This window comes from Methylobacterium sp. EM32, assembly GCF_040593685.1.
GTDB lineage: Bacteria > Pseudomonadota > Alphaproteobacteria > Rhizobiales > Beijerinckiaceae > Methylobacterium.
Genome location: NZ_JBEXZS010000135.1, coordinates 1 through 22,214, shown reverse-complemented (window position 1 = coordinate 22,214; position 22,214 = coordinate 1). Strand labels below are relative to the sequence as shown.

19 protein-coding genes and 1 tRNA gene are annotated in these 22,214 nt (G+C 70.2%); 12 read left to right on the top strand and 8 right to left on the bottom strand.

Going from position 1 to position 22,214, the window contains the following annotated elements; translation table 11 throughout:
* Positions 1-394: 394 nt before the first annotated feature.
* Together ABZT49_RS17560 and ABZT49_RS17555 are read right to left on the bottom strand one after the other, a co-directional pair.
* Positions 395-2,413 carry an ATP-binding protein gene (locus ABZT49_RS17560; RefSeq protein WP_355287539.1) on the bottom strand — a complete coding sequence of 673 codons (2,019 nt, stop codon included), beginning with the start codon at positions 2,411-2,413 and terminating at the stop codon, positions 395-397.
* Between the two features lie 141 nt (positions 2,414-2,554).
* Positions 2,555-4,093: a YifB family Mg chelatase-like AAA ATPase gene (locus ABZT49_RS17555; protein ID WP_355287537.1), complete on the bottom strand. Its 1,539-nt coding sequence runs from the start codon at positions 4,091-4,093 to the stop codon at positions 2,555-2,557.
* A 420-nt stretch (positions 4,094-4,513) separates the two neighbouring features.
* Here ABZT49_RS17555 and ABZT49_RS17550 point away from each other — a divergent pair.
* From ABZT49_RS17550 to fghA, 10 genes are all read left to right on the top strand, one after another.
* Positions 4,514-4,589, top strand: a tRNA-Thr gene (locus tag ABZT49_RS17550).
* Between the two features lie 270 nt (positions 4,590-4,859).
* Complete coding sequence (locus ABZT49_RS17545) at positions 4,860-5,537, top strand: hypothetical protein (protein WP_355287535.1); 678 nt, start codon at positions 4,860-4,862, stop codon at positions 5,535-5,537.
* A 342-nt stretch (positions 5,538-5,879) separates the two neighbouring features.
* The gene (locus ABZT49_RS17540) at positions 5,880-7,262 is read left to right on the top strand and encodes an MFS transporter (RefSeq protein WP_355287533.1); all 1,383 of its coding nucleotides are present in this window, start codon (positions 5,880-5,882) and stop codon (positions 7,260-7,262) included.
* A 145-nt stretch (positions 7,263-7,407) separates the two neighbouring features.
* A complete protein-coding gene (locus ABZT49_RS17535; protein ID WP_355287531.1) occupies positions 7,408-8,424 on the top strand; it encodes a TRAP transporter substrate-binding protein in 1,017 nt (338 codons plus the stop codon).
* Positions 8,425-8,541: 117 nt separating this feature from the next.
* Positions 8,542-9,723, top strand: a complete 1,182-nt coding sequence (gene solA, locus ABZT49_RS17530; protein WP_355287529.1) for an N-methyl-L-tryptophan oxidase — start codon at positions 8,542-8,544, stop codon at positions 9,721-9,723.
* Positions 9,724-9,835: 112 nt separating this feature from the next.
* The gene (locus ABZT49_RS17525) at positions 9,836-10,864 is read left to right on the top strand and encodes a GGDEF domain-containing protein (RefSeq protein WP_355287527.1); all 1,029 of its coding nucleotides are present in this window, start codon (positions 9,836-9,838) and stop codon (positions 10,862-10,864) included.
* Positions 10,865-11,299: 435 nt separating this feature from the next.
* Positions 11,300-12,511: a plasmid partitioning protein RepA gene (gene repA / locus ABZT49_RS17520; RefSeq protein ID WP_355287525.1), complete on the top strand. Its 1,212-nt coding sequence runs from the start codon at positions 11,300-11,302 to the stop codon at positions 12,509-12,511.
* Between the two features lie 57 nt (positions 12,512-12,568).
* Positions 12,569-13,543, top strand: coding sequence for a plasmid partitioning protein RepB (gene repB, locus ABZT49_RS17515; RefSeq protein WP_355287523.1), 975 nt, complete (start codon positions 12,569-12,571; stop codon positions 13,541-13,543).
* A 181-nt stretch (positions 13,544-13,724) separates the two neighbouring features.
* Complete coding sequence (locus tag ABZT49_RS17510) at positions 13,725-14,858, top strand: S-(hydroxymethyl)glutathione dehydrogenase/class III alcohol dehydrogenase (protein ID WP_355287521.1); 1,134 nt, start codon at positions 13,725-13,727, stop codon at positions 14,856-14,858.
* Between the two features lie 63 nt (positions 14,859-14,921).
* A complete protein-coding gene (gene fghA, locus ABZT49_RS17505) occupies positions 14,922-15,755 on the top strand; it encodes an S-formylglutathione hydrolase (RefSeq protein WP_355287519.1) in 834 nt (277 codons plus the stop codon).
* Here fghA and ABZT49_RS17500 read toward each other — a convergent pair.
* The 6 genes from ABZT49_RS17500 to ABZT49_RS17475 all read right to left on the bottom strand — a co-directional run bounded on the left by ABZT49_RS17500 (position 15,752) and on the right by ABZT49_RS17475 (position 21,151).
* The gene (locus ABZT49_RS17500; RefSeq protein ID WP_407943524.1) at positions 15,752-16,747 is read right to left on the bottom strand and encodes an aldo/keto reductase; all 996 of its coding nucleotides are present in this window, start codon (positions 16,745-16,747) and stop codon (positions 15,752-15,754) included. The genes fghA and ABZT49_RS17500 overlap by 4 nt on opposite strands.
* A 132-nt stretch (positions 16,748-16,879) precedes the next feature.
* Positions 16,880-17,287: a type II toxin-antitoxin system VapC family toxin gene (locus ABZT49_RS17495; protein WP_355287517.1), complete on the bottom strand. Its 408-nt coding sequence runs from the start codon at positions 17,285-17,287 to the stop codon at positions 16,880-16,882.
* Positions 17,287-17,529 (bottom strand): type II toxin-antitoxin system VapB family antitoxin, encoded by a 243-nt coding sequence (locus ABZT49_RS17490; RefSeq protein ID WP_355287515.1) that lies wholly within the window; start codon positions 17,527-17,529, stop codon positions 17,287-17,289. Before ABZT49_RS17490 ends, ABZT49_RS17495 begins: the two co-directional genes overlap by 1 nt.
* Positions 17,530-17,634: 105 nt before the next feature.
* Positions 17,635-18,249 (bottom strand): c-type cytochrome, encoded by a 615-nt coding sequence (locus ABZT49_RS17485; protein ID WP_355287513.1) that lies wholly within the window; start codon positions 18,247-18,249, stop codon positions 17,635-17,637.
* Complete coding sequence (locus tag ABZT49_RS17480) at positions 18,246-19,508, bottom strand: PQQ-dependent sugar dehydrogenase (RefSeq protein WP_407943523.1); 1,263 nt, start codon at positions 19,506-19,508, stop codon at positions 18,246-18,248. The genes ABZT49_RS17485 and ABZT49_RS17480 overlap by 4 nt, the downstream gene beginning before the upstream one ends.
* Before the next feature lie 134 nt (positions 19,509-19,642).
* A complete protein-coding gene (locus ABZT49_RS17475) occupies positions 19,643-21,151 on the bottom strand; it encodes a lyase family protein (RefSeq protein ID WP_355287511.1) in 1,509 nt (502 codons plus the stop codon).
* 159 nt (positions 21,152-21,310) lie between these two features.
* On the opposite strand from ABZT49_RS17475, the gene ABZT49_RS17470 reads away from it, so the two are divergent.
* Positions 21,311-21,634: a type II toxin-antitoxin system PrlF family antitoxin gene (locus ABZT49_RS17470; protein WP_355287509.1), complete on the top strand. Its 324-nt coding sequence runs from the start codon at positions 21,311-21,313 to the stop codon at positions 21,632-21,634.
* A gap of 4 nt (positions 21,635-21,638) precedes the next feature.
* Positions 21,639-22,121, top strand: coding sequence for a type II toxin-antitoxin system YhaV family toxin (locus ABZT49_RS17465; RefSeq protein ID WP_355287507.1), 483 nt, complete (start codon positions 21,639-21,641; stop codon positions 22,119-22,121).
* The last annotated feature ends 93 nt before the right edge of the window (positions 22,122-22,214 follow it).

Genomic DNA, 22,214 nt, shown 5'->3' with positions numbered 1-22,214 from the left:
ACTCGGCCGTTAACCGCCCCAGCGCCCATGGTACTGTGTCTCAAGACACGGGAGAGTCGGTCACCGCCAGACCTGCCAAGCACGTATACGTTCCCTCATCGCGACCCGCACGACGAAGCCCGCTCAAGCTCACGCTTGGCGGGCTTCGTCGCGTTCGGAAATCCGTCTGAGAGCGACCGGTGCTCTGTCGGACAGCCGCGAGTGCCGCTCCAAGCTGTTTCAGGCATCCCCAACTCCTTCCCCGACGACTTCCATGCCGGCCCCCCTGCATCGACACTCGCCGGGGTAGAAGGGCAGGCCTGTCCGGGGAAGGCCGATCGGACACCGTGCAGCCAGTATGGATTTGCACGGCGATCCGTCACCCCCCACCTCGCGGCAACGCCAGGAGTCCCCCTCACGCCGCCTGCGCCTCCAGCAACGGCGGCAGGGCCTTGAGGTCGAGCGGTTTCGACAGGAAGCCGTCGAAGCCGGCTGCGAGGGCGGCCGCCTGATCCTCGGCCTGGACGTTAGCGGTCAGCGCCACGAGGCGTAGGCGCGGAAGGCGGTTCGCCTCCTCATGCGCGCGCACCTGCCGCGCCGCTTCGAGCCCGTCGAGGATCGGCATGCGAATATCGACCAGCGCGAGGTCGAACCGCGTCGCGGAACTCGCCGCCTCCTGCATCCGCGCCACGGCCTCCGCACCGTCCCGGGCCCAGAGCACGACGGCGCCGAGGCGCTCCAGGGCCTTGGTGGCGAGAAGCGCGTTGATCGGGTTGTCTTCGGCGAGCAGCACCCGCGGCCGGCGGGACGACGGCCGCAGCGGACCGTCCTGGACGCTCGGCACGCGGGTGGGCGGCGGCGCCGGCTCGGCCAGGCGGGCGAGAAGCGAGGTGAGGCGCACCGGCTTGATCAGGTAGCGGTCGAAGCCCGCCGCCGCCGGGGAGCCGAAGTCGCGCCGGTCGAACGGCGACAGCAGCACGATGCTGCGGCTCACCCCCGCCTGCCGGGCCGCCGCCGCGATCCCGCGGACCGTGGCGTCGCCCAGCGCCCGGTCGGCGATGACCGCATCGAATGTCTCGGCAGACAGGGTCGCGGCGGCCTCGGCGGCCGTCTCGACCACCACGGTCTCGGCGCCGGCCCGGCCGAGGCGGCGGGCGATGTAGGGCGCCTCGAAGGCCGCCGCCGCCACCACCAGGACGCGCCGCCCGGCGAGGCTCGGCATCGGCGGCCGATCCCGGCCGGGATGGTCGCGCAGCGGCAGGTGCACCCGGAAGCAGCTCCCCTCCCCCGGCCGCGACGCGACGTCGAGCCGGCCGCCCATGCGGTCGACGAGGCGGCGGGTGATGGCGAGGCCCAGTCCCGTGCCCTCGTGGCGCCGGCTGGCGCTGCCGTCGCCCTGCTCGAATTCCTGAAACAGCACCGGCAGGCGCTCCTCGGGGATGCCCGGCCCTGTATCGTGCACCGCGACCGTCAGGCCGGCCTCGTCCCAGGATGCCGTGACGCCGACGCCGCCGGCCTCGGTGAACTTCACCGCGTTGCCGGCGAGATTGATCAGGATCTGGCGCACCCGGTCGGCATCGCCGACCAGGAGGGCCGGCAGCGCCTCGATGTCGGCGGCGATCTCCAGGCCCTTGTCCTGGGCGCGCGGCGCCAGCAGCTCGACGACACTCTCGACCAGGGCCGCCGGATCGAACGGCTCCGCCGCGAGGTCGAGGCGCCCGGCCTCGATCTTCGAGAAGTCGAGGATGCCGTCGATGAGCGACAGGAGCGCTTCGCCGGAGGTCTTCACCGCCTCGGCATAGGTCCGCTGCTCGGGGCTCAGGGGGGTTTCGAGCATGAGGTCGGCCATGCCAATGATGCCGTTGAGCGGCGTGCGGAACTCGTGACTGACGCTGGCGAGGAAGCGCGACTTCGCCACGCTCGCGGCTTCCGCCCGGCTGCGGGCCTCCTCGAGCGAGCGGGCGGATTCGACCCGCTCGGTGACGTCGCGGCCAGCTCGCAGCACCTCGGCCCGCCCGTCGCGCCCGGCGGTCACGGTCTCGACGAAGGCGAACCAGCGCACGGGTCCGCCGCCGGCCGGCAGGATCGCGAGGTCGACGAGGCGCGCCCCGTCGGCGCGCTGGCGCATCTCGCGCCGCTCGACCACCTCGACCTCGCGCGTCGTGCCGAGCAGCGCGTCGGGCGTGGTGCCGAGGAGATCGGCGAAGCCGTGATTGGCGAAGGTGATGCGCCCTTCGATATCACGCTGAACCACGAGCTCGATCTGCGCCTCGACCAGGCTGCGGTAGCGCTCCTCGCTCTCGGAGGTGCGCCAGACGAGATCGTGCAGGCGCTCGACCTCGCCCTGGTTCCGGATCCGGCGGCGGCCGCTCCAGCGCGCCGCCAGCCAGGCGAGGGCGGAGAGGCACCCGATCGCTGCGCAGAGCCACACCATGCCGCATCCTCCAGGGCACTCGACGAGAAGCGAGAGTGACGGGTGGAGCTGAACGATGAGTGGGGAAAATCCCTTAGCGGGGCGCTCAGGGGATCGGCGCAATCCGACGGGCCATGGCAACCCATGGTTAACCGCGACGCTTCACGCGGCGGCCGGGCGCCGGTCCTGGCGGCTGCGGTAGGACAGGGCCTCGGCGAGGTGGAGCCGGCGCACCCGCGCCTCGCCATCGAGATCGGCCAGCGTCCGGGCGACGCGCAGGACCCGGTGGAAGCCGCGGGCCGAGAGCCGCATGGCGTCGGCCGCGTCGCGGATCAGGGCCATGCCCTCCGCGTCGGGCCGCGCCGCCTCCTCGATCAGCGTCGCCGGGCATGAGGCGTTGGTGGTGCCGGCGGGCTGTCCGGCCTCCGTGTAGCGCCGCTCCTGGCGGGTGCGCGCCGCGGCGACGCGGGCGGCGGCCTCCGCCGAGCCCTCGTCCGGCGGCGGCAGGATCAGGTCGGCGGCAGTGACCGCCGGCACCTCGATCTGCAGGTCGATGCGGTCGAGGAGCGGGCCGGAGAGCCGGGCCTGGTACTGCGCGACGCAGCGCTCGTTCGGGCCGCGCCGGCAGGCGAAGCCCGGCTCCGTCGCCTGGCCGCAGCGGCACGGGTTCATCGCCGCGACGAGCTGGAACCGGGCCGGATAGGTCACCCGATGATTGGCACGCGCGATCATCACGTTGCCGGTCTCGAGGGGCTGGCGCAGGGAATCGAGCACCTGGCCGTTGAACTCGGGCAGTTCGTCGAGGAAGAGCACGCCGCCATGGGCGAGCGACACCTCCCCCGGCCGCGCGCCGATGCCGCCGCCAACCAGGGCCGCCATCGAGGCGGAATGGTGGGGCGCGCGGAACGGCCGGCGATTCGACAGCGCACCGTCCTTCAGCGTGCCGGCCACCGACTGGATCATCGAGACTTCGAGCAATTCGCGCGGCCCGAGCGGCGGCAGGATCGAGGGCAGGCGGGCGGCGAGCATCGACTTGCCGGCCCCGGGCGGGCCGTTCATCAAGAGGTTGTGGCCGCCGGACGCCGCGATCTCCAGGACGCGCTTGGCGCCCTCCTGACCCTTGATCTCGCGCAGGTCCGGTAGCGCCCCGGCGGGAGCGGCCACGGCCGGCAGGGGCCGAGCCATCACCTGCGTGCCCTTGACGTGGTTGGCGAGCTGGATAAGCGAGCGCGGCGCCAGCACGTCCATGTCGCCGGCGGCCCAGGCGGCCTCCGGTCCGCTCGCCGCCGGGCAGATCAGCCCGAGCCCGCGGGCATTCGCCGCCATCGCCGCCGGCAGCACGCCAGCCACCGCCGTGAGGCTGCCGTCGAGGGCCAGTTCGCCGAGCACGCAGTAACCGGAGAGCGCGTCGGCCGGCAGGGCGCCGATGGCGCACATCATGCCGAGCGCGATCGGCAGGTCGTAGTGCGAGCCTTCCTTCGGCAGGTCGGCCGGGGCGAGGTTGACGGTGATGCGCTTGGCCGGCAGCGCCAGACCGGAGGCGATCAGCGCCGAGCGCACCCGCTCGCGCGATTCCGCCACCGCCTTGTCGGGCAGGCCCACCACCGTGAAGGCGACGGCCCCGGGCGTGATCTGCACCTGCACGTCGACGGCGCGCGCCTCGATCCCCTCGAAGGCGACGGTGGCGACGCGGGTGACCATGCGGGAAAGGCCTTTGGGCTAGCTGACTTGCCGCAAGGGTAGATGGTGGCAGACACTGGCACAACCCGGATCTGCAAAACAGTTTTCCAGATTGGCGGGACGGTTCTCGTGGCCCGTGTCCTGACTGGCTCGCAGATCCGCGCCCTTCTGGAGTCCCGGTTCGGCTCCCGGTCACGCCCGCGACTCAGCGCTCCCGGCACTCGCGTGACTTTCCCGGTTTCAATAGGCACCGCGCCGGTCCGCGGGACCGCCGGTCCGACGTCGGAGGCCGCAAAGCCACTGTCATCTCCGAACCGCCTCTCGCGAGCCCCGGTTCGTAGAGCGCCTCGCCGGGAGCGTCTCGGCGAACGGAGGCTTGCCAAGCCATCGCTCCACGGGTAAGAGGGCGCCACTGGCCGCCGGCTCCGCTGGCCTGCCGACGCCGCAATAGCTCAGCTGGTAGAGCACCTCATTCGTAATGAGGGGGTCGGGGGTTCGAATCCCTCTTGCGGCACCATTTTCCCCTGAAATTCATCGATTTGATCGCATCCTGGCGGCAGCAACGGTTGTTCAGGAGTTCTGCGCAGCGCTGGCGGGCGCCCGACGCAGCCGCGCGACCAAGTTCAAAGCGCGTCTCTTCCGCGATCGTGAGCTCGCGCCTATGCGGGCGCCTCAGTTACTACCCTGTTCCGGGGAATGGAGCGCGTCGACGGATGGCGTTCCGTCGTAGCCACGTGACGCTCGCGACAAGCCGCAGAACGCCGACGATTGAAGTCGAGGTTACCCCATGACGGATTCGGATCCAGCTCCGCCGTGGTCGGCAGCAGTCGATGATGCGGTCGCCTTCTGGTCCCGCCTGGGCGATGCGAACGTCCACCCGGACGATGTCGGGCATGTCCCCGCCGAGGGCTTCGCCCTCGACTTGCACCCTGTGCCTTGGGCGGGGAACCTGTGCGCGGCCAAGGCCTACTTCCTGTTCCTCAATCCTGGCTTGAGCCCTGACGATCCCGTGGAGGAGGCCCGGCCGGCGTTCAAGGCCGCCCTGCGCGCCAACCTTCTGGGTGACCGCCCATACCCCTATCTCCTGAAAGAGCATGCCACGCACCCGGGCTTCCGTTGGGCGCGCCAGACCTTCGGGCCCGACATCGTCGAGGCGCACGCCCACCACATCTGCATGCTCCAGCTCGTTCCCTACCACTCCCAGAAGGGGGTGGTCGCCATCAGGGCGGCCCCGAAACTTCCATCGTCGCTCATGATCCGGGGCTTCGTGCGGGACGCGCTCCTGCCGCGCGTACGGGCGGGCAGCGCCAGCCTCGTGGTTGCCCGGTCCGCACGCCTCTGGGACGTCTTCACGGAGGAGACGCGCGTGGTGGTCTACGGCGGCGCCGAACCGCGGCGGGCCTTTCAGACGGCTGGCAGCCGCGGTGGGAAGCTCCTCCGCGAGGCGTTGCGGACGGCGTGCTGACCATCGCGGCCCGACATTCCTGTCTCACTCCAGCCAATCGCAGCTGCCTGACAGCCATCGGACTGGTCGGCTGTCATGCCAGTTGCGCCGGCATACACCGCGCCGATGTCGCGGCCCGCGACGTGATGAGCCTGCGCCGGAATCGTCGTCATCGGTCATGGCCGAGCGGGCCTTACCCCGCATCCTGACGATCCTCGCGGCATTCCGGCGTCTTCGGGTGAGTCGGCGCGACCCACGGGCGATGGGCTCCCGCAGGGAAGCATTGCGCCCAAGCCGCTTGCCAGCCGCGCATCCGGGCCACATTCAGGATAGCTTCCACCCTTCCCCTTCCCCGCCCCCGACATGACCCCATCCGAACCACCGGCCCGCGAGGGCCTGCCGCCGGCCCGGCGCCGGCAGGCGATGGCCGCGGTGCTCGCCGGCGTCGCCCTCGCCACCCTCGACACCGCCATCGCCAACACCGCACTGCCGACCATCGCGGCCGATCTCGGCGTGGATCCGGCCGACTCGGTCTGGATCGTCAACGCCTACCAGCTCGCCGTGGTGGCGACGTTGCTGCCGATCGCGGCACTCGGCGAGATCGTCGGGCAGAGGCGGGTCTACGTCGTGGGCCTCGCGCTGTTCACGCTCGCCTCGCTGGTCTGCGCGCTCGCCTGGTCGCTGCCGGCGCTCGTCGCCGCGCGGGTCCTCCAGGGCATGGGGGCGAGCGCGCTGATGGCGGTGAACGTCGCGCTGATCCGCTTCATCTACCCCACCCACGAGCTCGGGCGAGGTCTCGGGCTCAACGCCTTCGTGGTCGGCGTCGGCTTCGCCCTCGGACCGACGGTGGCCTCGCTGATCCTGGTGGCCGCGCCCTGGCCGTGGCTGTTCGCCGTCAACCTGCCGATCGGCCTCGCGGCCCTGGCGCTAGCCCGGCGCGCGCTGCCGGAGACGGGCCGGGCCGGCCACGCCTTCGACCGGGTCGGCGCGCTGCTGAACGCCGCCACCTTCGCGCTGTTCGTGCTCGGCCTCGGCGAGGCGGCCCATGCCGGGCCGCTCTGGCGCGTGCTGGCGGAATTTTTGGGCGCGTTCGCCTGCGGCGCGGCGCTCCTGCGCCGCCAGGCCGGCCACCCGGCGCCGATGCTCGCCGTCGACCTGTTCCGGCGCCCGCTCTTCGCGCTCTCGGCCGCGACCTCGGTCTGCTCCTTCGCCGCGCAGGGGCTCGCCTTCGTGTCGCTGCCGTTCCTGTTCCAGCACGCGCTCGGGCGCTCGCAGGTCGAGACCGGCTTCCTGATGACGCCCTGGCCGGTGGTGGTCGCCGTGATGGCGCCGATCGCAGGCCGCCTCTCGGACCGCTACCCGCCGGGCCTGCTCGGGGGCATCGGGCTCGCGATCCTCGCCGCCGGCATGGCCTCGCTGGCGGCGCTGCCGGCCGAGCCGAGCGTCGTCGGGATCGCCTGGCGGATGGCGTTGTGCGGGGCCGGCTTCGGCTTCTTCCAGGCGCCGAACCTGCGCGCCATCATGACGAGCGCGCCGCAAACCCGCGCCGGCGGCGCGAGCGGCATCGTGGCGACCTCGCGCCTCCTCGGCCAGACCACCGGGGCAGCCCTGGTGGCGGCCTGTTTCGCGGTCGCGGCAGCGCACGGCCCGGCCCTGGCGCTCGGGCTCGGCGCCGCCTTCGCGGGGATCGCCAGCGTGGTCAGCGTGTCGCGGCTGGCCGTGCGGGCGGGCCAGGGACCCGTTTGATCCCCGGGACGCGTGCGCGCGTCCCTCATGCCGGTGAACGGGGTGCGCCGGCCTAACCCCCGGGACCTGTCGCGGCGGCCCGCGCCCGGATACCCTCGCGAGCGAGGCCGGGGCCACACCGGCGCCGCCTGGGGGATGAGACGGGATGCCGACGCGCCGAACGATCATGCGGGGAATAGGGGCCAGCCTGCTGCTCGCCCCCCTCCCCTTCCGGCAGGCGCGGGCCGGAACCGATGCGCTGCGGCTGAGCATGGGCTCGCCGATGCCTCAAGGACACCCGGCCACCACCTGCCTCGTCGAGGCGCTCGATGCGATCCGCCGGGACAGCGACGGCCGGATCGACATCGCGCTCTATCCCGACAGCCAGCTCGGCAGCGAGCTGAGCATGCAGTCGCAGCTGCGCTCCGGCGCGATCGCCTTCACCCTGACCTCGGCGAGCTCGCTTCAGACGCTGGCGCCGCTCGCCGGCATCCCGGGCGTGGCCTACGCCTTTTCGGGCTACGTGCCGCTCTGGGCCGCCCTCGATGGCGGCCCGCTGAGCGAGCGCATCCGCGATTCCCTCGGGAAGTTCGGGCTCCGGGCGTTCCGGCTCGTCGATAACGGATTTCGCGACGTGATCACCAGCGTGCGGCCGGTCGAGACGGTCGCCGACCTGCACGGCCTCAAGATCCGGGTGCCGCCGAGCCCGCTCCTGACCTCGCTGTTCCGGGCGCTGGGTGCTGCGCCGACCACCATCAACCTCGCCGAGACCTACGCCGCACTGCAGACGCGGGTGGCCGACGGGATGGAGAACTCGCTGCCGCAGATCGAGGCGACGCGGGTCTACGAGGTCCAGAAATACCTCTCGCGCACCGGCCACTCCTGGGACGGCTTGTGGATCCTCGCCCATGGCCGGACCTGGGACGCCCTGCCGGCGGATGCACGCGACCTGATCGCGCGCCATTTCGACGCCGCGGTCGAGCGCCAGCGCCAGGCCTTCGTCCTGATGAACGCCCAGGCCGAGGCGCGGCTGCGCGCCAAGGGCCTCGCCGTCAATGCGCCCGACCGCGCGCCCTTCCGGGCGGCGCTCGACCGGGCGGGCTACTACGCCGAGTGGAAGGCCCGGTTCGGGGTGGAGGCCTGGGCGGCGCTGGAGCGCCATACCGGCCCGCTCGCGGGTTGAACGCCCGGGAGGTGAAGCCCTGCCCTGCCGGGTCCCCTGCCCTGCCGCCTGGATCCTTGCCGGGAGAGCCCTGTCTCGGGCAGCCTGCCGGCGAATCGAACGAGCGGGGCTTCTTCCATGGGTGAGCGGGCGGACTTCCTGGTGATCGGCCTCGGGGCGATGGGCAGCGCGGCGCTCTACCAGCTGGCGAAACGCGGCGCCTCGGTGATCGGCCTCGACCGGTTCGCGCCGCCGCACAATATGGGATCGAGCCACGGCGAGACGCGCATCACCCGCCAGGCGATCGGCGAGGGGCGCGATTACGTGCCGCTGGTCCTCGAGTCGCACCGGATCTGGCGCGAGCTGGAGGCCGAGACCGGCGAGAGCCTGCTCGAGGCCTGCGGCGCGCTGGTGATGGCGCCGGGGACCGGCACCAACTCGCATCACGGCAAGCCGGACTTCGTGCAGAACTCGATTCAGGCCGCGCGCGAATTCGGCATCCCGCACGAGGTGCTGGACGGGCGCGCGGTCGCCCGCCGCTTCCCGCAATTCCTCGGCCTCGACGGATCCGAGGTCGCCTATTACGAGCCCGGCGGCGGCTATGTCCGCCCGGAAGCGTGCGTCGCCGCGCAGCTCGCCCGCGCGGCCGCGCTCGGTGCCACGATACGCACCGGAACCGAGGTCCTGTCGATGGCGCAGGACGGCGACGGGGTGCGCGTCGAGACCTCGGCCGGCGTGATCCGTGCCGGCGAGGTCGTGGTCTCGGCCGGCGCCTGGACGGCGCCGCTGCTCGGTGCGCCGTTCGGCCGACTGCTCGGCGTGAAGCGCCAGCTCCTGCACTGGTACGCCCTCGACGACGACAGCGCCTACCGGGCCGACGCCCCGGTCTATATCTGGATGCACGGCACGACCGACACCGACTACTTCTACGGCTTCCCGCCGCAAGCCGGTGAGGCCAGCGTCAAGGTCGCGACCGAGCAATACGCCGCTGGCACCACCGCCGATGCCGCCGACCGCACGGTCCGGCCCGAGGAATCGGCCGAGATGTACCGGCGCCACATCGCCGGGCGCCTCGCCGGCGCGACGCCCCGGGTCGTCCGGGCCGCCGCCTGCCTCTACACCGTCACGCCCGACCGGGGCTTCATCATCGACCGGCACCCCGCCCAACCCCGCGTCCTCGTGGTGTCGGCCTGCTCGGGCCACGGCTTCAAGCATTCGGCCGGCATCGGCCTCGTCGCCGCCGAGCTTCTGACCGAGGGACGCAGCCGCATCGACGTCCGGCCCTTCGCCCTCGATCGCTTCGCCGCCGCGCCCGCCTGATCCCAGCCGGGGCCCGCTCCACGAAGACCTAACGGTTCGACGCTGTCATCGAGGCCGCGATACGCTATCACGTCGAGCCGTCCAGGCTCGACCGCACGACCCCGCCGCTTCGATGACGCAGACCACGCCACCGGATGGCGACCTCGCGATGCAATTGTTCGATCTCGCGCCCACCTCGCTGTGGCTGCAGGATCTGAGCGCCTTGAAGACGTGCCTGGACGGGTGGGCGCGCGAGGGCATGACGGACCTGCGCACCTGGCTGCGCGACCCGCAGCACCTGCTGACTTGCCAGGGGCTGATCCGCATCGTCCGCATCAACCGCCAGACGCTCGTGACCTACGAGGCGCGGGACGCAGCCGAATTGTTCGTACACATCCCCGCCCTCTTCCACGACCCGCACGCCACCGCGCTCGTCGACGTCCTGTGCCAGCTCTGGGGCGGCGCGACCCAGGCGCGGCTCGTCACCCGCAACCGCACCGTGACCGGGCGGGTGATCGACGTGAGCTATGCCGGCCGGATGCTGCCGGGATCCGAGGCGGCCTGGGACCGCTACCTGATCTCGATCGAGGACATCACCGCGCGCGAGGAGCAGCGCCGGCAGGAGGAGGCACGCCTCGCGACCCTGAGCCTCACCGATCCGCTGACCGGCCTCCTCAACCGGGCCGGCTACGAGGCGGATCTCGGTCGGTTCGAGGGCGAGGCGCCGGTGCCGCTCTCGGTGATCGCCGCCGACCTCAACGGGCTCAAAAGCGCCAACGACCGCCTCGGCCACGCGGCCGGCGACGCCCTGATCCGCGCCTTCGCCGCCATCCTGGCGGACCACGCCCCGGCACCGGCCCGTATCGCCCGGACCGGCGGCGACGAGTTCGTGATCCTGCTGCCGCGGACCGGGCCCGAGGCGGCGGCGGCCCTGGTGGAACGGATCCTCGCTGCGATCAAGGCCGCGGGCCCCGCCCCGCTCAGCGCCGCCCTCGGCGCCGAGACCTGGACCGGCGAAGGACCGCTCCGGGCCGCGATCGCCCGGGCGGACGCGCGGATGTACGCAGCCAAGCGCCGGCATTACGGTGTTGCGCCGGACGCCCCGTGGAGCTCCGTCGACGGGCCGGACGGTCTGCCGGCCACCACTGAGGCGGGGGTTTGACAGCCGTGCAGATCGGGCGAAAACCCTGACGCAGCCGAGGGTTGGTGCCGATTCAAGGCCGCAGGACCCGATAGGCAGCAGCAGGACGGCGCCGCTAGAATCGGGCACTTCCTACCCACGACCTCATCCTGAGGTGCACGCGGAGCGTGCCTCGAAGGAGACCTCCAGAAAACTCAGCGACCCCTGGAGACCTCCTTCGAGGCCTACGCTACGCTTCGGCACCTCAGGATGAGGTCGTGGGTAGGACGTGTCCGGCAAGCGGATGAGCCGCACTGCCATGGACCCTAGCGTTACATCCGTCCGCCACCCCGATCGCGCCCCCTCGCGTTAACGATTCATCAATCTTAAAAAGCTTGGCCGCAAAGCGGGAATCCCCCATAATAACGCTTGTGACGGGGATTCGCCCGGAAAAGCGTTACTCGGGATTCAACGCGGATGGACATGCCGGTGCCAGCAGAGGGCATGGAGGCGGTCAGCTTCCATGAGATCATACTCCGTCAGGGCGGCCTCATCTCCGACAAGCTGAGCATGCTCCGCATGGAGCATCATCCGCCCAACGCCACCAAGGGCCTGCGTCCGTTCACCCTGGCGGAGGCGGCGTATTTCCTCGGTGTCACGCCCTCGAACATCAAAAAGCTGCATCTCGAGGGCAAGGGGCCGGTCCCGGCCACCTCCTCGTCCGGCCGGCGCTCCTACTCGGCCGAGCAGATGCTGGAGCTGAGAACCTACCTCGACCGGCACGGGCGCTCCGACCTCAAGCAATACGTGCCGCATCGCCGCGCCGGCGAGCGGATGCAGATCATCTCGACGGTGAACTTCAAGGGCGGCAGCGGCAAGACCACGACGGCGGCGCATCTCGCGCAGTTCCTGGCCCTGACCGGGCACCGGGTGCTCGCCATCGACCTCGACCCGCAGGCCTCGCTGTCGGCCCTGCACGGCATCCAGCCGGAGCTCGACAAGGCACCCTCGATCTACGAGGCCCTGCGCTACGACGACAAGAAGCGGCCGATCTCCGAGATCATCCGGCCGACCAACTTCCCGGGCCTCGACATCGTGCCGGCGAGCCTGGACCTGCAGGAATACGAGTACGACACGCCGCTCGCCGCCTCGAACCGCAACCCGGAGGGGCGCACCTTCTTCACCCGCATCACCAATGCGTTGAAGGAAGTGGACGACCGTTACGACGTGGTGGTGATCGATTGCCCGCCGCAGCTCGGCTACCTGACGCTGACGGCGCTCACCGCCTCGACCTCGGTCCTCGTCACCATCCATCCGCAGATGCTCGACGTGATGTCGATGAGCCAGTTCCTGCTGATGCTGGGCGGCATCCTGAAATCGATCGCCGATGCCGGGGCGGCGGTGAACCTGCAATGGTTCCGCTACCTCGTCACCCGCTACGAGCCGACCGACGGACCGCAGGCCCAGATGGTCGGCTTCATGCAGGTTCTGTTCCCGAAGAACATGCTGCGCCATCAGATGCTGAAATCGACCGCGATCTCGGATGCGGGCATCACCAACCAGTCGCTCTACGAGGTCGAGCGCGGGCAGATGATCCGCTCGACCTACGACCGCGCCCTCGAATCGGTGAACGCCGTCAACGAGGAGATCGCCGGCCTGATCCACCAGGCCTGGGGGAGGCGGGTTTGACAGCCGTGCAGAATGCCGGATTCGCCTGCCGCCGCAACGGGATAGGAGCCATGCGCGATGCGTAAGAATCTCCTCGCCAACATCCTCGACGCGCCGGTCTCCGCGCCGAGCCCCGATGTCGCCCATCGCGGCGCCGCCCGGTCGATGACGCGCTCGATCGAGGAGATGGCCGAGAACACCCGGCGGATGTCCGACGGCGAGGCGATCGTCGCCCTCGATCCCGCGCTCGTCGACGCCTCCTTCGTCTCCGACCGGATCGACGAAGACGACGAGGATTACGCGCGCCTGCGCGACGCGATCGCCGAGCACGGCCAATCGACCCCGATCCTGGTCCGGCCGCATCCGGAGCGGCCGGGGCGGTTCATGATCGTCTACGGTCACCGCCGGGTGCGGGTGGCGCGCGAACTCGGGCGCGAGGTCCGGGCCGTCGTCAAGTCGATCGAGGACATCGCCCACATCGTCGCGCAGGGGCAGGAGAACGCCGCCCGCGCCAACCTGTCCTTCATCGAGAAGGCGTTGTTCGCCAAAAAACTCTCCGGGATGGGGCAGAGCAAGGCCACCATCAAGGCGGCGCTGACGGTGGACGACACGCTGCTGTCGCGGATGCTGTCGGTGGCCGAGACCGTGCCGGGACCGGTGATCGACGCGCTCGGCGCCGCAAGGGGGATCGGCCGCGACCGCTGGGAGGAGCTGAAGAAGCTGGTCTCCCACCCGGCCAAGGCCGAACTCGCCCGCGAGGTGGTGCAATCGGCCGAGTTCCTGGACAAGGATGCACCCGAGCGCTTCGGCCACCTGCTGGCCGCGGTCAAGGCCGGCCGCAAGGCCCCGCGCCGGCCGGCCGAGCCGCAGACCGTCACCTGGGCGGCGCCCGACCGCACCGTCGAGGCGACCTGCCGGCGATCGGGGAAGAGCTTCAGCCTGTCCCTGACCGCGCCGGAGGCCGGGCCCTTCGGCGAGTACATCGCGGCCCAGCTGGAGCAGCTCTACGGCGCGTTCCGGGAGGCGAAGGCCCGCGACCGGTCGGGGGAGTGAGGCGCAACCGTCTCCGCGATGCGGAGCGTCCCGACTCTGGACTAAAGTCTGCTCTCCCGCGCCGTTGCGGGCTTCGGCAAATCGCAGCACAGATCGGACCACTCAGCGAGCGGTCCGAGCCGCCGCCCCGGCTGAACGGGGCACCCCGCTCTCACGCGAAGACGATCCGGTTGGAGACGATATGAAGACGCGCGCGGCCGTTGCCTGGGAAGCCAAGAAGCCCCTCACCATCGAGACCATCGACCTCGAAGGCCCGAAGCCCGGCGAGGTCCTGGTCGAGGTGATGGCCACCGGCATCTGCCACACCGACGCCTACACGCTGTCGGGCCTCGATTCCGAGGGCAAGTTCCCGGCGATCCTCGGCCACGAGGGCGCCGGCATCGTGCGCGAGGTCGGGGCCGGCGTGACGACCCTTAAAGTCGGCGACCACGTCATCCCGCTCTACACGCCGGAATGCCGCAATTGTAAGTCCTGCCTGTCGCGACGCACCAACCTCTGCACGGCAATCCGCGCGACGCAAGGCCAGGGCGTGATGCCGGACGGCACCAGCCGCTTCCGCTGCGACGCGACCGGTGCCAGCCCGGGCGCGAACACCGTCTACCACTACATGGGCTGTTCGACCTTCTCGAACTTCACCGTGCTGCCCGAGATCGCGCTCGCGAAGGTTCGCGAGGACGCCCCCTTCGACAAGATCTGCTACATCGGCTGCGGCGTCACCACCGGCATCGGCGCGGTGATCTACACTGCCAAGGTGTGGCCGGGTGCCAACGTGGTGGTGTTCGGGCTCGGCGGCATCGGCCTCAACGTGCTCCAGGGCGCCCGCATGGTCGGCGCCGACAAGATCATCGGCGTCGACATCAACCCCGACAAGCGGGCGATGGCCGAGAAGTTCGGCATGACCCACTTCATCAACCCGAACGAGGTCGGCACCGACAAGGTCGTGCAGGCGATCCTCGACGTGACCGGCGGCGGGGCCGACTTCTCGTTCGACTGCACCGGCAACGTCAACGTGATGCGCCAGGCGCTCGAATGCTGCCACCGCGGCTGGGGCGAGTCGATCATCATCGGCGTGGCCGAGGCCGGCCGCGAGATCGCGACCCGTCCGTTCCAGCTCGTCACCGGCCGCGTCTGGAAGGGCTCGGCCTTCGGCGGCGCCCGCGGCCGCACCGACGTGCCGAAGATCGTCGACTGGTACATGGAGGGGAAAATCAACATCGACGACCTGATCACCCACACCATGCCGCTCGAGGACATCAACCACGGCTTCGACCTGATGCACGAGGGCAAGTCGATCCGCTCGGTGGTGGTGTTCTGAGAGTCGTGAGCCCGGCGGCGCCGCCGGGCTCATACCGAGAGGCGAGGGGGGGATCACGGCATCATGGACACCATCTCGAAGGCGCGGTCGCATGGCGGCATCCAGGGCGTGTACCGGCACGAGGCCGAGACCACGCGCTGCCCGATGACCTTCGCGGTCTACCTGCCGCCGCAGGCCGAAACGCAAAAAGTCCCGGTGCTGTGGTACCTGTCGGGCCTGACCTGCACCCATGCCAACGTGATGGACAAGGGTGAGTACCGCCGCGCCGCCGCCCGGCACGGCATCGCCATCGTCGCGCCCGACACCAGCCCGCGCGGGCCGGAGGTGCCGGACGAGCCCGACAACTGGCAGTTCGGCTGCGGCGCCGGCTTCTACGTCGACGCCACGCAGGCGCCGTACGACCGCAACTATCGCATGTGGTCCTACGTCACCGAGGAGCTGCCGGCCCTCGTCGCCAGTGAATTCCCGGTCGACATGGAGCGCCAGGGCATCTTCGGGCATTCGATGGGCGGCCACGGCGCGCTCACCATCGCGCTCACCCACCCCGACCGCTTCCGCTCGTGCAGCGCCTTCGCGCCGATCGTCCAGCCCTCGACCGCCGGCTGGTCGAAGCCCGCCCTCGCCAAATATCTCGGCGAGGACGAGGCCGCGTGGCGGCGCCACGACGCCACCGCGCTCATCGCGGACGGCCACCGCTTCCCGGAATTCCTGGTCGACCAGGGCACGGCCGACTCCTTCCTGAATGACGGCCTGCGCCCCTGGCTTCTGGAGGAGGCGTGCCAGAAGGCCGGGATCGGCCTCACGCTCAACATGCGCGAGGGCTACGACCACTCCTACTTCTTCATCTCGACCTTCATGGACGACCACATCGCCTGGGCGGCGGAGCGGCTGGCTTAGGCCCCCACGCTGTACACCGCCCCCATGGCCCCGGCCGGGTAGCGCGTCCCCGACGCGGCGCCCGCCGGCACGGCGGCTTCGATGCGGGCGAGGTCCTCGGGCGTGAGTGCGCCCCGCAGGCTCCCGAGATTCTCCTCGACGCGATCGAACCGCCGCGTGCCGGGGATCGCCACCACGTCGTCGCCCTGCGCCAGCAGCCAGGCGAGCGCGAGTTGCGAGGGCGTGCAGCCCTTGTCGCGGGCGATTTCTTCCACCCTCGCCACCAGGGCCCGGTTGGCGGCAAAATTCTCTTCCTGGAAGCGGGGATGCGCCGCGCGCCGGCCGTCGACCTGGGCGAGATCATGGATCGACCCGGTGAGGAAGCCGCGCCCGAGCGGGCTGTAGGCGACGAAGCCGATGCCGAGGTCGCGGGTGGTCGCCCGGGTCGCCTCCGCCTCCTGGCGGTAGAGCAGCGAGTACTCGGTCTGCACCGCGGTGATCGGGTGCACGGCGTGAGCCCGGCGGATCGTGTCGGGCGAGGCCTCGCTGAGGCCGAGGAAGCGCACCTTGCCCTGCTCGACGAGCCGCGCCATCGCCCCGACCGTGTCTTCGATCGGCACCGAGGGATCGACCCGGTGCTGGTAATAGAGGTCGATCACCTCGACCCCGAGCCGCGTCAGCGAGGCCTCGCAGGCCTGCTGCACGTAGGCCGGCGTCCCGTTCGTTCCGTTGGGCCCGCCCGGATTCTGCACCTGGCCGAACTTGGTGGCGAGCACCACCCGGTCGCGCAGGCCCTTCAGCGCGCGGCCGACCACGTCCTCGTTCTGGCCCCAGCCATACATGTCGGCGCTGTCGAAGAAATCGATGCCAGCCTCGACCGAGCGGCGGATCAGATCGATCGAGGCGGCCTCGTCGGCCTCGCCGTAGACGCCCGAGAGCGACATGCAGCCGAGGCCGAGGGTCGAGACGAGGGGGCCGGCGCTGCCGAGGCGCCGATGGGGCAGGGCGGTCATCTTGGGCGTCTCCCGCAGCTGTGTCAGGATCCAACTAGGATGCGGGTCGCGCCGGTCGCCGCGATGGCCGGAGGGCGCATTGCCGCACGCTCCGTGAAGGTTCGCGTCGGGTGAGGCGGAGCGTCAACCGCCTCACCCGATGATCGCGGGCGTGAGATCTGTCCGGGAAAAATCGCGTCCTTTGAACAGGATCGGCATCCGACTGAGATCCGCGCAGGCGTAGGAAAGGCAATCGGCGAAGTTCAGCCGAGCCGGGTGCCCCTGACCTTTGCCGTAGACCGCGAAGGCTTCCACAGCCCGGCGCGCGATCCGGTCGTCGACAGGTATCACGGTGATCCGAGCGATACGGATGAAGCCGTCGAAGAGTTCCTGAGCGTCTAGCGTGGCGAGCCCCAGGATGCGAGCAAGGTTAATCGTCGCCTCAAGGCGGACATGCGCACCGGTCTCGCGATGCTCGACGCGTTTAATAACATCCAGGAAAGCCGTTGCCTCGGCTTCTCCCGCGAGAACCGCGACGATAGCCGAAGTTTCGATGAACATCAGTCCTCCCAGAGCTCGTCGCGCTCTCGATCCGTCAGAGCCGGCAGCCTGGGACGGTCGGCCTTGGCGAGCGCCCGTGCCCGCAGGGCGGCGACCTGCTCGTGGAGCGGAACCTCGTCCTCGGCGCGGCGGATCTCGTTCTGCAAGGCGAGCTTGATCGCCGCAGTGAGGGTAGGGGCCCCGCGCGTCTTCATCACCTTCTCGGCGAGCGTGCGGATCTCTTGGTCACGGATGCTGAGCATGACGCCTCCTGCCCGTTCAGATTGTATAGACACACCACCTCGACGCGTCCATACACGGGAGCCAGCAGGCCTGTCGACATCACGCCGCGTCGGTCCCGCCGGCCGTCACGGCAGCACCGCCAGATAATGCGCCAGCGCCTTGATGTCGGCATCCGAGAGCGAGCCCGCGACCTCGGTCATCGCCGCGCCGCCCGAGCTCGGGCGGGTATTGGCGCGATAATCAGCGAGCGCCTTGGCGAGGTAGGCCTCGGGCAGCCGCGCGACCCGGGGCGCCGCCTGGATGCCCAGATAGGTGTCGCCGTGGCAGGCGGCGCAGCGGTGCTGGAGCGCCGCCGTCTCGCCGGCCTTGGTCAGGTCGGGTTGCGTGTCCGCCGGCGGCTTGGTGTCGGGGGTGGGGAGGGAGGCGAAGTACTTGCCGAGCGCCCGGATGTCGTTGTCCGACAGGCTCTCCGCCACGCCCTGCATGATCTCGTTCTTGCGCCGGCCGGCGCGGAAGAACACCAGCTGGAGCTGGATGTAGTTGCTCGAATGGCCGGCGATGGGCGGTGCGCCCTCGGCCAGGGCCTCGCCGTGGCAGGCGAGGCAGGCCTGCGCCACCTCCGGCGCCTCGGCGGCCTGCGCCGACGTGCAGGCGAGGAGAGCCAGGAGGCCGAGCGCGGCGCGGGCCGGCCCGGAGAACCTCCGGGCCGGCTGGCGGGCGCTGGAAGGCGCGCCGCTCACTTGGTGTAGGCGATGCGATAGATCGCACCGGCCCAGTCGTCGGCCACCAGCAGCGCGCCGTCGGGCGCGACCAGGATGTCGGCGGGCCGGCCGGTATAGTCGCGGTCGCCCTTGAGCCAGCCGGAGGCAAAGGTCTCCATCTTCGCGTTCTTGCCGTCGGGATCGACCACCACCCGCTCGATGCGGCCGCCCTGGTACTTGTGCCGGTTCCAGGAGCCGTGCTCGGCGATGAAGATGTTGTTCTTGTACTCGGCCGGGAAGGACGAGCCGGTGTAGAACTTCATCCCGAGCGGCGCCACGTGCGCGCCGAGCTTCGCCACCGGGGGCGTGAACTCGGCGCAGGTGCGGCCTTGCGCGAATTTCGGATCCGGCATGTCGCCCTGGTGGCAGTACGGATAGCCGAAATGCTCGACGACCTTCGAGATCATGTTGAGCTTGTCGCTCGGGATGTCGTCGCTCATCCAGTCGCGGGCATTCTCGGTGAACCAGTAGCGGCCGGTGCGCGGGTCGATGTCGCCGCCAACGCTGTTGCGCACGCCGAGCGCGACGATCTCGGCCGCGCCGGTCTTCAGGTCGACCCGGCGCACCTGCGACACGCTGCTCGGCGGGTTGCCGATGTTGAAGGGCGGGCCGAACGGCACGTAGACCCAGCCGTCCTTGTCGAAGGTCAGGTATTTCCAGCCATGCGCCACGTAGGACGGCATGTCGTCGTAGACGACGACCGGCTCCGGCGGCTTGTCGAGGTTGGCCTCGATGTTGTCGTACCGAAAGATCTTGTCGATCGCCACGACGTAGAGGGCGCCATCGCGAAAAGCGAGGCCGGTGGGCATGTTGAGGCCCTTGAGGATCGTCTTGACGACCTTCTTGCCCCCCTGATCGACGATGGCATAGACGTTGGTGGCGCCGAACGAGCCGACGAACAGCGTACCCTTGTCGCCGAAGGCCATCTGGCGCGCCTCGGGCACGCCGCTGGCATAGACGCTGATCGTGAAGCCCGGCGGCAGCTTCACCGCCTTCAGGTTGTCGGCCAGCTCCTCGTCCGAGGCGGGCAGGGCGGGGTTGGCGGGCGGCGCCAGGCCCTTCTGGGCGGAGGTCTCGTCGCCGAGGAACCAGTCCGGCGGCGGGTTCTTCCAGAACGCCTTGCCGCTTGAATCGTACTGCTTGAGGCCCTGCGCAAGGGCGGTCCCGCCCATCAGGCCCGCCGCCAACAGGGCCGCCGCCGTCCAGGCCGCACGGCGCGTTCCGGTTCTCACGGTCATGTCCGCCTCCTCCCGATGTCGTTCGCGTCGCCCTTCTGGGTGTTCGTCGCGAGATGCGCCTTACGGCGCCGACCTCGCTTCGCCCACTGTCGAGTTGGACGCAGGCTTTCGTCAAGGGGAGGAGCGGCAGACCCTCAATGCGGCGCCTGCGCCAGCAGCTTGCCGAAATCCTTGTCCAGCGACGCGAGGCCGGCGTCGATCCGCCCGCGCTGCTCGGCGATCCACGCCGCCTCTCCGGCCACCGCCCGGTCGGCGGCGTCGAGCATCCGCGCCATCTCGGCCGGCTGCGGCCCGCCGGTCGTCGCACGGTTGCGCACGATCGCCACCGGGTCGAGGGTCTGGCGGAACTCCGCCTCGCTCATCGGCAGGGGTGCGGCGGGCAGGCTCATCTCGTGCAGCGTCCGCTCATAGATGTTTTGCGCCTCAGCGTAAGGATAGTCGCTCGGCCGGATGTCGTGCGCGCGGGCATAGTCGACGATCTCGGAGGCGAAGTGGTGGCCGGCGCGGAAGGGGAGGGCGTAGCGGCGCATCAGCACGTCCGCCAGTTCCTGCGAGGCGGTCCAGTCGCTGTTGAGCTCTTCGAGGGCGCGCTCGGGGCTGATGACGAGGGCGTTCAACGCACGGTCCCACAGTTCCAGCATCCGCGTCGCGCCGGCCAGCACGGCGGCGTTGTCGCGCACGGTCTTGGCGTCGCTCATCCCCGGCGGGATGTTGTGGGCCTGGATCGCGCGCCCGATGCCGAGCGACACGACGCGCGAGGCCTCGGCCCGGGTGTCGTTGAGGAGGCCCGGATTGCGCTTCTGCGGCATTGCCGAGGAGACGTAGGTGTTGCCGCCGCCCTCCCGCAGGAGGATCCAGGGCCGCGGCTGCGCGTATTGCGTCATCACGTCCTCGACAAAGGCGCCGCAATGCAGCGCGATCGCGGTCGCGACAGCGCCGATCTCGACCGGAATCTCGGTCGCCGAGATCTGCGCGGCGTCGTAGGCGTTGTCGACGAGGGCCGGGAAGCCGAGATAGGCCGCCATCCGGGGGCGGTCGAGCGGCCAGCTCGTCCCGTTCAGCACCGTCGTGCCCATCGGCGAGCGGTCGAGGCGCGCGAAGGCCTGGCGCAGCCGCTCGGCATCGCGCGTGAGCCCGGCGACGTGGCCGAGGAGATAGTGGCCGTAGCTGTTGGCCTGGGCCGCCACGCCGTTGGTGTAGTTCGGCACCACCGTGCCCTCGTGCGCCCGGGCGAGGCGGACCATCGTGGCGGTGGTCCTGCGCAGGGCCTCGGCGAGCCGCAGCATCTCGTCGCGGATGATCGCCGCCCGCACGGTGGCGAGCATGTCCTGGCTCGAGCGGCCGGCATGCAGCAGCGTCGCCTCGACGCCGGCCGCCTGAATCAGCAGCGGCTCGAAGGTGATGACCAAGGTCGGCCGCTTCGCGCCGGGTTGGTCGCCGGCCCGCAGCACGGCGTCGAGCCCTTGGGCGATCCGCGGCGCGAGCGCGGGGTCGAGCAGGTGCTGCTCGGTGTTGATGACGGCGCTCGCCTTGTTGATCTCGCCGAGCCAGTAGAACTCGTCGCGGGGCGCAGCTTGTGCCGGCGCGGCGAGGGCGTGACTGCCGGCGAGCACCGCTCCGGCGAGCAAGGCGAATCTCAGCATCGTCCACCCTCCGGCGGATCCTTCGCGCCCGCCTGCCGGCTGGGATAGCCGGTGGGATCGGGTGGGCTCAAGCGCGGGGGACGCGGGGCAGGGTCTTGCCATTGCCAACAGCTCTTTCACCAAGCAAGTAATAATCCTTACTTAATGACGGAGACGGCGATGCCGACCCTGATTCGCGAGCGCAGCAGAATCACGGCGAAAGGGCAGACGACGGTGCCCAAGGCGGTCCGCCAGGCGCTCGGCGTGAGCTACGGCGGCGAGATCGACTACGTCGTGAGCGAGGATGGCCGGGTAAGCCTGCACGCGGCGGAGGAGACGGATCCGGTCATCGACGGGTTCCTGACGTTCCTCGCGCAGGACATGGCTCGCAACCCCTCGCGGATTGCCGTTTTCCCCGCCGATCTCGCGGAGAGTATCGTGTCACTGACAGCCGGGATGACCGTCGATCTCGACGAGGAGATCGACGGCGACGTGACGCTCTGATGCCATGGTCGTCAACGGCTGGACGATCTTCGCCCATCCTCTTCTGCTCGACCAGCTCGAGAGGTTGACGGGAGCCGTCGCGAAGGCCAGGGCGGCCGACGCGACGGGCGACCAGAGGACCACGCAGGCGAAGCTCCTCGCCATGCTCGCCGCGCTGATCTTCGAGACGATCCCGGCCGATCCGACCCGGCCGGAATACCGGCAGGGCAGCACGCCCGGCAGTGATCGGAAGCACTGGTTCCGGGCCAAGTTCGGCAACGGCCACTTCAGGCTCTTCTTCCGCTACGACGGTCGAACGAAGATCATCATCCTAGCTTGGGCGAACGACCAGACCACGTTGCGGACCTACGGCGCGAAGACGGATGCCTATCGGGTCTTCAAAGGGATGCTCGACAAGGGTAACCCGCCCGACGACTGGCCGGCTTTGCTGGAGGCTGCCTCGGCGGAGGCAGCCGTCGCGCGACTGAAGACGGCCAAGCCGGACTAGAGCATTTTCCGACGAAGTGGATGCCGGTTCGTCGTAGAAAATGCGGCAAAGTCAAAGACCTAGAGAGCTTCGCGATTGCAACGCGATCGTGAA